This is a genomic window from Pseudomonas sp. UBA6562 (assembly GCF_002434265.1).
Classification (GTDB): Bacteria; Pseudomonadota; Gammaproteobacteria; order Pseudomonadales; family Pseudomonadaceae; genus Aquipseudomonas.
Map to the genome: position 1 here is coordinate 408,702 of NZ_DJJS01000007.1, position 9,882 is coordinate 418,583.

The window sequence follows — 9,882 nt, forward strand, 5'->3', positions numbered from 1 at the left end:
TGGCATGAGCGACGTCGGCGCCACGCGCCTGCAACTTTGGCAGGCTTTGTCCGAGCTGTTTCTGGACAGCGAAGTCAGCGAAGCGACCCTCGACGGCATCGCCCGCACCGTTCGCGCCAGCGGCTACGCTCACGCGGAAGTCGAACGCATCCTCTGGGCGGAGGTGTATCCGGTACTCAGGCACAACCTCGATAGCCCAGCCGGCGAATGGGCAGGGTGGAGCGATGCCTGGCTACTGGCCCACCTGCGCGTCAACGGTTCATCCCGACGCCCGCGCAATACCGCAGTGGCTCGGGAAATCGAACGCTGCTGGCGCTGCGTACTGGATCGAGTCGAGGGCAAGAAGTGACCGACCTGGCTCATCCAGCACCTCTCAATCGCGCATCGGTACAAATCCGATCAAACTTTGCCGCAGGACGGAAGGTCATTCTTTGGTAGCCATCGCTCACCAAGGGCTGGCAGCTTGAATCAAGGAGAATGACATGAGCTTGTTCCGTTCCATCCTGGAAAAACTCGGTTTGGGTTCGCACGCTGCACCGTCCGCCGATGCCGCGCCTGCACCGCAAAACACCGGCACCGCGCCAACGACCGGCACTGCCGGTGCTCCACAGACCTCCGGCGCCGCACCGGCCGGCATGAGCCAGGTCGACGTCGCCCAGCATCTGGATTCGCTGTCCGGCGCCCAACAGCTGAACTGGCGTACCTCGATCGTCGATCTGCTCAAACTGCTGGGTCTGGACAGCAGCCTGGCTTCGCGTAAAGAGCTGGCCACCGAACTGCACTACACCGGCTCGACCGACGATTCCGCCGCCATGAACACCTGGCTGCACGCCCAGGTCATGAAGAAACTGGCCGAAAACGGCGGCAAAGTACCGGCCGATCTGCTGGATTGAGCCTTTGCAGATTCACCAGCGAGGGGCTGCGGCCCCTGCTGGTGAAGTCCACCCTCCGCAATCGGGTCGAGTGCCCCCCGAGCCTCCGCAAATAGACCCACCTCCCACGCCGTCCAGCGGCCCGTCCCAGCAAACTTCTTATACGCCGAACTTTCCGTGTACAACTCACGTCCGAGCATTGATGTCGATCGAATATCGAATAGCCATGCCCCACGGCCATCACGCGGCTGCGCACCCATGACCTGCTGTACTTCAGGCACGACCGCACCCAGCCCTCACACCGCCGACGAACACCGGCAATACCCCGGCCGATCCGGGGGCAAGCGTAGAAGGAGCGCGCCTGCATGAACAAGATCTATGACGCCTTGCGTGGCCTGTTCGGCCATGATCCGGCCAACCCTGACGCACCGGGGCCGGTGTTGGTGGAGCCGGGCGAAATCCTCTTCACGCTGCCGACGCTGGCCGACGACGCGCCCGTGGTGGAGCCACTGACCGATGCGCCGCCACGGCATGGTTTGGTCCTGCATGAAGACGACTGGCGCCAGCTGGAGTTTCTGCCTGCCGCCCAGTTGCCGGAAAGCCAGCGCCTGTTGCGCGACTTCAAAACCTTCGAGGCCACCCACCGCGAAGCCTCGGGCTGGCGCCAGGCCTACCCGCGGGTGCTGAGCGACGGCATCGTCATTCCGGGCGTGGCGGCCGAAGCCGAGTTGGTCGCCGCGCTGGGCGCCACTCCCGAGCCGACGCCGCTGATCTGCACCAGTGAAACCGTGCTGGGCTGCCTGGCCGGCGGCTTCAGCGTGCCTATCGGCAATGAGGTCACCTTGTATGGCTACACCAACGCTGCCGGCATCGCCGTACTGGGCGCTTCGCTGGGCGAGCATGCCGACCACCAGTGCCTCGTGAAGGCGTTCTGCGCGCTCAATGCGCGTTATGGCGTGGTGTTGGTGGATTGGTGCCAGCAGCGAGTGATCCTGGGCCAGGGCAAGCAGGGGCTCAACGTGTGGCAAGCCTGATGCAGTTCGCGGCTCGCTAATACAGCCCACCGCACGGGCCAAACGTGATCCTGCAGGTCCGCACGGCAGCGTTGTATGACACACTGCCGGCCCTTACTGCCGCCGCTGCCACCAATTCATGATCCAGTCCTTGTTCGTTGCCGTCGACGGTCCCAAAGGCGTCGGCAAGACCACGCTGCTCGAAGCCGTCGCCCAGGCGCTTAGAGTTGAAGGGCACACCGTGGTGCGTCTCAGCGAACGCAACCACGACCCGCACCGCGCGGCCACCATGGCGCTGGTCAACGCCCTGGCCAGAACGCCTTGCGCCGAGCTGGAATGGCAAGTCTGCGAGCGTCTGGCCGACAGCCGCGCCTGGATATCGCAGCATGTGTTGCCCAAGCAACCGCCGGGCAGTCTCATCCTCATGGACCGCTGGTACGCGTCCGATGCCGCGTTTCGTCACAACGTGCCGTTCGCCGACGTGCTGCGCTTGAACCTGGCGCGCGGCGTCAGCGTGCCGGACCTGCAAATAGGCGTGACCACCGCGCCACACGTGTCATGGGCGAGGGCGGCGGCACGCCGTCAAGGTTTGCGCAGTACGGTCGTGCACAGCTTCGAGGCGCACGCGGCCTGCACGGCAGCGTTCGAACGGGCGATGACGGAGCACGGTGGGTGGCTGTGTCGCAACGAAGGCACGCTGGCATCGGCCACTTCCGAGGTCGTCACCGCCATCCAAAGGCTGCTTGGCGAGCAGCGCCGGGGCTGAGTGTGCCGGCGTCTTCTCTGAAGGGTGGCGTCGAGCGTGGCGCAGCGGTCTTTGGGGCACATGCGCTCAGTCCCCCGAGCCCACAGCAGTGCGCACGCAGACTCACACCTTGCCGTTGAACGGCAGCAGCGCCTTGGCCAGCGACCGCAACCGCGCTTTGTCTTCTTCCAGCGGCAACGCCAATTCGGCACGTTTGAGCAGCAGGCCGGCATGGACCTGGCACTCCCGGCTAAACCGTTCGGGCGCCACGTGCGTGAGGCTTGCCAGCGCCTTGACGAAGCGGATGTCGATCTCCAGCAACCCCGCGCCGTCGCGGGCGATCAGGGTGAAGAAATCGTCGAACAGGTCCTGCACTTCGATGCCGCGCACGTGCACCCGGCGGCAGTCCGGTTCGATGCCTTCGGCCGCCGGTGCCTGCAACGCCCAAGCGGAAAAGCAGCGTACGCCGCGGCCGATCACGTCGATCACCGTGCCGGAGTCGTTGGTGGCCGGCGACAGCGCGCGTGAGGCGATCTCGGCCAGTACCGACAGACCGAAGCGCGGGTCCTGGTCGAACGACCGACGCAGGCCGATGGTCAAGGCGGCCAGTATGTCGTCGTCCAGCGCTGCATCGGCCGTGCTGTCCTGGTCCCAGACGATACGGGCCAAGGACGCGCCGACGTGTACGAAGCTGCCCGGCAGCACATCCAGATAGACCTCGACCCTGTACGCCTTGGCAACGGCGGCCAGGGCGCTCACATCGATGTGCTGGACATAGCCCGTATCGCCGCTCAGCACCGTGGTGGCGGTGGCCGGCGGGGTGAAATCGCTCGGATAGGCTGCGGCCCCGAGAAACGGCCATTCGGCCCTGCGCCGCAGAGCGACCAAGGTCGCGCTCTCGACCCGGTCGATGGTTTCGCCGACCCGGCCGAGCTTGGACAGGTGGTCGATCCAGCGCAGCAGCGTGTACACGATCAGGATCACCACCAGGATCGTCACCGCAAACAGCACCACGCGTCCTTGAGCCCCATAGGCCCCTGTGCTCAACGCGATGATGCCGACCAGGCTGAACAGGAACGAGCCGATGAAGGTCGCCAACGCGTTCTGCGTGGTCGAGTCCTCCATCACCAGGGTGGTGGCGCGCGGGGTGACGCCGCTGCTGGCGGCGCTGTAGGCCGAGACCATCGTACTCAGCGAAAAGGTGGTCACCGCCAGCATGCTCGACGCGATGATGCCGAGGATCTTGTCCACCGAATCGGCACCCACCTTGGCCGGCAACGAGGGCGGTACGAAGTCTCTGAAGACGATGGCCAGCAGCGCCGTGGCCACGCCCGCCAGGGAGAACAGCGTGGCGCGGAACCAGAGCCGTTTCGTGGTTTGGCCTAAAGCCCAGCGCCAGCGAGCGATCATGGAGGTTACCTTCGAGATGAGTGCGTTGGCCGATTGAGTGGATTAGCGGCGCGATAGTTTCATTGCCGCCAGCGAACGAGGACTGCCCCGAGCGCCCCTGGCCGTCTGCGCTTTGGAACATATGGCTGTGCGACCTTCTCCAATGACCCACCCACTGGAGGAAATACCCATGCAACCGCAAACCGAAGGTCTCGAAGAGCAAGGGCCAAGCAAGGTGCCTTACGTGAACGATCCGCAAAAACCTGCCAACCCCCCGAGCAAAACCGAGGAAGAAGAGGAGGCAGACGGCGAGGTGGACGCAGAGGCGTATTGAGGCAGCCAGGTAACGCCAGGCCCAGCCTGGCTCGCCCTAGGCCGGCACAGGACTGAACGACAACAAGTCCCTCATGCGACTCCCGGCGCCATTCAGCGATCTGTACCTTTCGTTCGACCAGAGCAGACGGCACAACGCCTCGCGATGCGCCGTCAGGCCGGCCAGGCCGCGTGCACCGTGGAAGTAGTACTGGTACCACAGCCGTGCCTCGGTTTCGGGCGCGGCGGGCTGCTGACCGTTGGCGATATCCTGGATGTTGTAGCCCGGCTCGCAGCTCACCAGGCCTACCACGCGCTCCGGCCACAGCGCCGCCACTACGCAGGCCGCGCGTCCGCCCCAGTCGTAGCCGGCAAGTACGGCCTCAGGCAGGTTCAGCGCATCCATCAATGCCAAGAGATCGGCGCCAAGCGCAGCTTGCTCGCCCGAACGGGGTGTGGCCGTGTCAAGAAAGCGGGTTGCGCCGTAGCCACGCAGGAAGGGCACGATGCAGCGGCAGCCGGCGGCGGCGAGCAGGTCGGCGACCTCGTCGTAGGCATGGGTGTCGTAGGGAAAGCCGTGCAGCAGGATGACGACAGGGGCGTCGGCGGCGCCGGTTTCCCGGTAAGCGACGTCGAGGACGCCGGCGTGGATGGTTTTCATGGAGGCCTCGCGTGCGGGTGTGGGTGGTGTCGCGGCATGGCGCGTGATGGTATGACCTGCGCGAGGGGGTGGATCGTTCACTGCCAGAGAAGCCCTCGAATCGACCAGTGTGGCCGATCTCGGCTTGGGCACGCCCAGCTTCTGCGGTACTGCTGCAGCCAGCGCCTCTGTGCGACACACCCGAACTGCCAGCTAGCGCGATGGGTCCCATACAGGGCTCAAAGCTCCAATGTCGAGCGCCCCCTCATTACCGCTTACCGGAGACAGGCACACGTGAAAAAAAGCGAGCTTCCCGAGAAAATCTGCGTGGTCTGCCAGCGGCCCTTCGTCTGGCGCAAGAAATGGGAGCGCTGCTGGGACGAGGTACGCTACTGCTCCGAACGCTGCCGCCGGCAGCGCAATGCGGCGCAGATGCCGCTCTAGCGCGGCTGCGAGCCATCACGTCCAGAGAGGCGACAAGGCCGCTCAGGCGGTGAAGGCGCGCGCGACCTTGGCGCGAAACCGTCGATGGTCTCTGCGGGTATCGATCAGGCGCGCAGAAAAAAGGCGGCAATGTTGAAAATGCCGTAGTGGGTGGAGCTGCCGTCGCTCAGATCGTCTTGCCCAGCACCTCGAGCAACTGCGCGACCTTTTCTTCGTTACGTTTGTAGTAGGTCCATGGCCCGATGCGCTGCGAAGTCACCAACTGTGCGCGTTGCAGCGCCGCCAGGTAGTTCGAGACCGTCGACTGGGACAGTTTGACCCGCTCCTGGATGATGCCCACGCACACGCCGATCTGCTCCGGGTCTGCCTGTTGCTCGGGGAAGTTCTCCCGCGGGTTCTTCAGCAGGTTGAGGATGGTCAGCCGAGTGGGATTGTCCAGGGCCTTGAGCGCTTCAATGAGATCGATGGGCATGACGAGACATAGGTAGCAGGGGAATGGGCGCGATGTTACCGGTTTTCGGCACGGTGTGCTGCACGCATCCCCAGGATGCGTGCAGCACGTGCTTCAACCCTGGTAACGCGGGTAGTCGATGTAGCCGATTTCAGTACCGCCGTACATGCTGGTGGGATCGACCGGGTTCAGCGGCCAGCCATTGGCGATGCGCGCGGGCAGGTCGGGGTTGGCGATGAACGGCCGGCCGAAACCGGCGAGGTCCGCCCAGCCGCCCTCGATGGCCGCCGCCGCACGCTCGGCCGTGTACTTGCCGGCATACAGGATGCGCCCGCTGAAGGCTGCGCGCACCGCTTGGCGGAACGCTGCCGGCAGTTCGGGCGCGCCGTCCCAATCGGCCTCGGCGAGCGAAAGGTAGGCGATGCCCACCTGTTCGAGGATCTTCACCGCTTCGACGTAGGTCTGCTGCGGATCGTCTTCCACCAGGCCCAGGTAGGCGCGCGCCTCGTCGGTGGTGGCGAACAGCGGCGAGAAGCGTACGCCCAGACGTTCGGCACCGACCACCTCGGCCACCGCTTCGGTGATCTCACGCAGGAAACGCAGGCGGTTGGGCAGGGAACCACCGTATTCGTCGGTGCGCTGGTTGGTGTGCGCCGAGATGAACTGGTTGACCAGATAACCGTTGGCACAGTGCAGCTCGACGCCGTCGAAGCCGGCCGCCAGCGCATTGCGTGCGGCTTGGGCGTACAGTTGCACCAGGTCTTTCACTTCGGCGGTAGACAAGGCCCTAGGCGTGGACGGATCGGCCAGCGCACCGGCACCCGGACCGGTTTCGACAAACACCTGGACCCGCGTGGTGCCCAGCGCCGACGGCGCGACCGGCGCGTCGCCGTTGGGTTGCAGCGAGGTGTGCGAGACCCGGCCCACGTGCCATAGCTGGGCGAAGATCACGCCGCCTTCGGCATGCACGGCCTGGGTGACCTTCTTCCAGCCCTCGATCTGCGCGGCGGTGTGGATGCCGGGGGTCCAGGCGTAGCCCTGGCCGCGGGGTTCGATCTGGGTGCCTTCGGTGACGATGAAGCCGGCGCTGGCGCGCTGGCGGTAGTAGTCGGCCATCAGGTCGTTGGGCACATCGCCCGGTTGGCTGCTGCGCGAGCGGGTCAGCGGCGGCATGACGATGCGGTTGCGCAGGGTGTAAGGGCCGAGGGTGGTGGGGGTGAAGAGGCAAGCGTGGTTCATTTCAAAAATCTACATATCGAAAATTACAGATATGACAAGACGTAAGCCCTGTCCAGGTCATGCGGCGGCAGCGAGCGGTAGTGTGCGAGCAACACCGCTCATGGGCGACCGAAGGGGCACAGCCTACACGTCATATCTATAAATGCAAATATCCAAATATTTAATTAATGCCTGCGAGCCCGCCGTTGCCTATGAGGCGTCGGCTGCGCCACCGGATCGACTGACCTCGAACCGTGGGTAGGCGGCTCGACCCGATAGCACCCACGGCAATGCCGGCAACTCAGTCTCCAGGAGCAGGCGGGCTCCCGGCGCCTGCAGGGGCAACGGCAAGACTGGCCATGCGTACGCCGGACGCGCTACGGGTAGCCGCAGTGGGCGCCAGCCAGCCGCCGCCCAGCGCGGCATAGAGGTTCACTTCGGTGAGCAATTGCGCCAGCCGGTCGTCGATCAGCCCTTGCTGGGCGGCGAACAGCGCGCGCTGAGCGTCGAGCAAGGTCAGGCGACCGTCCAGGCCGCTACGGTAGCGGCGCTCGGCCAGCGCGTAATAGCGTAGGTTCGAGGCCACCAGGTCGTGCCGGGCGCGCAGTTGCCGCCGGTAGGTCGAGCGTGCCGCCAAGCCGTTGGCGACTTCCTGGAACGCGGTCTGGATGGCTTTTTCGTATCCGGCCACCTGAATGTCCTTCTGCAACCGCGCGTAGTCCAGGCTGGCGCGCAGGCTGCCGGCGTTGAAAATGGGCAGCTTGACCTGGGGTTGGAACAGCCAGGTGCCGCTGTCCGCCGCGAACAGGCCGTTCAGTTGCGGGCTGGTGCTGCCCGCATCAGCGGTCAGGCTGATGCTGGGAAAGAACGCCGCCCGCGCCGCACCGATGTCGGCATGGGCGGCGCGCAGCTGGTATTCGGCCTGGAGGATGTCCGGACGACGTTCCAGCAGTTCGGAGGGCACGCCCGCCGACAGGCTGACGATCTGCTCCTGTGCCAGCGGCACGGCGTCCAGGTCGTCGGCTACCGGCACACCCACCAGAACGCTCAGTTGGTTGAGGTCCTGTGCTACCTGGCGCTTGTAGCGCGCCGCAGCGGCGCGCGTGGTGTCGACGCGGGTGCGGGCCTGGATGAGGTCCAGTGCCGATACGGTCCCGGTGCGGCGCTGATGGGCGGTCAGGCTCATGTCGCGTTCGTCCACGGCCAGGGTGTCCAGCGCCAGCGCGAGCGATTCCTGGTCGGCGCGCCAGGTCAGGTAAAGGCTGGCGACGCTGGTCACCAGGCTCAATTGCACGCTGCGCCGGGCCTGGTCGCTGGCCAGATAGGCGAGCGCCGCCCGGTCGCTGAGGCTGCGCACGCGGCCGAACAGGTCCAACTCGTAAGCGCTGACGCCCAGGGTCGCGGACGACGTCGAGGCGATCGCGCCCTGGTCGGTGCCGGTCATGCGCCGCGGCAGGTAGCGACGTTGTTCCTGGGCGTCGGCCGACACCTTGGGCCGCAGGTCGGCACGTTGGATGCGGTACTGGGCACGGTAGGCTTCCACATTCAGCACGGCGGTGCGCAGGTCGCGGTTGTGGACCAGGGCCGCGTCGATCAATTGGCCCAATGTGGGGTCGAGGAACACTTGGCGCCAGTCCTGCGCGGCCTGACCCGTACCCTCATCGCGCAGGTAGGCCGGGCCGCTCGGAAACCGCTCGGCCACCGGCGCGGCCGGGCGTCGATAGTCGGGCGCCAGGGAGCAGCCGCACAGCAGCGCCGCGCACAAGGCCAGGGCCAGCCGAGCCATCGGCTGTCGTGCCACGCTCAAGCGCCCGCCATCCATTTGGCCAGGCCGTGGCGCCCGCTGACGCCCAGCTTGGCGGTGGCGCGTTTGAGGTAGGTTTCGGCCGAGCTGTTCTTCACGCTCAAACGCTGTGCCATCTCCGGCACGGTGGCCCCGGTGAGCAGCCCCAGGCAGATCTCCTGTTCGCGCAGGGACAGTTTCACCGCGTGCTGTGCCAGGCGCTCGGCAAAGGCGCGGCGCAGGGAGCCGGCGTCCAGGTCGGCGACCTGCGATCCCTGGTCGGCGACGCTATGCGCCAACCATTGCCCATGGTGCTCGACCAACGGCAGTAACGTGTCGGAAAGGGTCTTGAGCTGTGACAACTCGGCCAGGCTGAACGCCTGCTGTCCTGGCAGGCGCTGGACGCAGATCACCCAGCGGCGGTCGCCGCTGCGCGACACCAGGTGGCACTGGTGGGCAGTGTGCCGGGTGTGCAATGGCGTCTTGAGCTTGATCAGCAGCGGGTCGTCCATGCGCATGATGCTGGGCAGCAGGGGCGAGCGCGGGCTGTCGCGACCTGCGACGGGTGAGCCGGCGCTGCCTAGGGCCTTGACCTGGCTGACGCTGGCCTGACCAGGGTCGAGTGTCCACTCGCTGAACTCGAGCCGGTTGATCGGCACTTGGGCGTCGACCAGGCGCAACATCCGCTCGGCGAAGTCGTGGGCGCCACTGCTGGCGATCAACTCGCCCAGGCGCAGGTACAGCTCGGGGTCGGGGCGGTATTGCGGGGCGGCGGTGGAGTGCATGTCCTTATCGTCCTTGATGAGGAGGGTTACGGAGGGGGCAGGTAGTCGGCCCGATGGGCAGTGGCGGACCTGCCTCTACAGCGCGGGGCCGTTCGAGCGGAGCGAAACATGCAGTAATCAGCGCCCCCTGAACAGGTGGGTCGAGCGGCCGAATCCAGGGTGATGGCCAGTAGATTGACGCCATAATCCCGGCGACGCTCGACGTGTCCTCAGGCTGGGTCGGATTTGTA

11 protein-coding genes and 1 pseudogene are annotated in these 9,882 nt (G+C 65.8%); 6 read left to right on the forward strand and 6 right to left on the reverse strand.

Annotated features, from left to right (window positions below; translation table 11 throughout):
- Positions 1-4: 4 nt before the first annotated feature.
- The 4 genes from B4M43_RS14065 to B4M43_RS14080 all read left to right on the forward strand — a co-directional run bounded on the left by B4M43_RS14065 (position 5) and on the right by B4M43_RS14080 (position 2,651).
- The gene (locus B4M43_RS14065; protein WP_296268045.1) at positions 5-349 is read left to right on the forward strand and encodes a DUF7079 family protein; all 345 of its coding nucleotides are present in this window, start codon (positions 5-7) and stop codon (positions 347-349) included.
- Positions 350-482: 133 nt separating this feature from the next.
- Positions 483-893, forward strand: coding sequence for a DUF3597 domain-containing protein (locus tag B4M43_RS14070; RefSeq protein ID WP_296268046.1), 411 nt, complete (start codon positions 483-485; stop codon positions 891-893).
- 344 nt (positions 894-1,237) lie between these two features.
- The gene (locus B4M43_RS14075; protein ID WP_296268047.1) at positions 1,238-1,906 is read left to right on the forward strand and encodes a hypothetical protein; all 669 of its coding nucleotides are present in this window, start codon (positions 1,238-1,240) and stop codon (positions 1,904-1,906) included.
- Between the two features lie 118 nt (positions 1,907-2,024).
- Complete coding sequence (locus B4M43_RS14080) at positions 2,025-2,651, forward strand: dTMP kinase (RefSeq protein ID WP_296268048.1); 627 nt, start codon at positions 2,025-2,027, stop codon at positions 2,649-2,651.
- A gap of 102 nt (positions 2,652-2,753) precedes the next feature.
- On the opposite strand, the gene B4M43_RS14085 is transcribed toward B4M43_RS14080, so the two are convergent.
- A complete protein-coding gene (locus tag B4M43_RS14085; protein ID WP_296268049.1) occupies positions 2,754-4,040 on the reverse strand; it encodes a DUF2254 domain-containing protein in 1,287 nt (428 codons plus the stop codon).
- 169 nt (positions 4,041-4,209) lie between these two features.
- Between B4M43_RS14085 and B4M43_RS14090 the strand changes: the two genes are divergently transcribed.
- Entirely contained in the window at positions 4,210-4,353 is a 144-nt protein-coding gene (locus B4M43_RS14090) for a hypothetical protein (RefSeq protein ID WP_296268050.1), read from the forward strand.
- Positions 4,354-4,470: 117 nt separating this feature from the next.
- On the opposite strand, the pseudogene B4M43_RS14095 reads toward B4M43_RS14090, so the two are convergent.
- Positions 4,471-4,992: pseudogene (locus tag B4M43_RS14095) on the reverse strand (alpha/beta fold hydrolase); the annotation flags it as partial.
- Between the two features lie 273 nt (positions 4,993-5,265).
- Between B4M43_RS14095 and B4M43_RS14100 the strand changes: the two are divergent.
- Complete coding sequence (locus B4M43_RS14100; protein ID WP_296268051.1) at positions 5,266-5,415, forward strand: DUF2256 domain-containing protein; 150 nt, start codon at positions 5,266-5,268, stop codon at positions 5,413-5,415.
- A gap of 166 nt (positions 5,416-5,581) precedes the next feature.
- Here B4M43_RS14100 and B4M43_RS14105 read toward each other — a convergent pair whose 3' ends face one another.
- The 4 genes from B4M43_RS14105 to B4M43_RS14120 form a co-directional block, all read right to left on the reverse strand.
- A complete protein-coding gene (locus B4M43_RS14105; protein WP_296268052.1) occupies positions 5,582-5,887 on the reverse strand; it encodes an ArsR/SmtB family transcription factor in 306 nt (101 codons plus the stop codon).
- A 93-nt stretch (positions 5,888-5,980) separates the two neighbouring features.
- The gene (locus tag B4M43_RS14110) at positions 5,981-7,105 is read right to left on the reverse strand and encodes an alkene reductase (RefSeq protein WP_296268053.1); all 1,125 of its coding nucleotides are present in this window, start codon (positions 7,103-7,105) and stop codon (positions 5,981-5,983) included.
- Between the two features lie 280 nt (positions 7,106-7,385).
- A complete protein-coding gene (locus B4M43_RS14115) occupies positions 7,386-8,870 on the reverse strand; it encodes an efflux transporter outer membrane subunit (protein ID WP_296268403.1) in 1,485 nt (494 codons plus the stop codon).
- 17 nt (positions 8,871-8,887) lie between these two features.
- Positions 8,888-9,652, reverse strand: coding sequence for a helix-turn-helix transcriptional regulator (locus B4M43_RS14120; protein WP_296268054.1), 765 nt, complete (start codon positions 9,650-9,652; stop codon positions 8,888-8,890).
- Positions 9,653-9,882 lie beyond the last annotated feature (230 nt).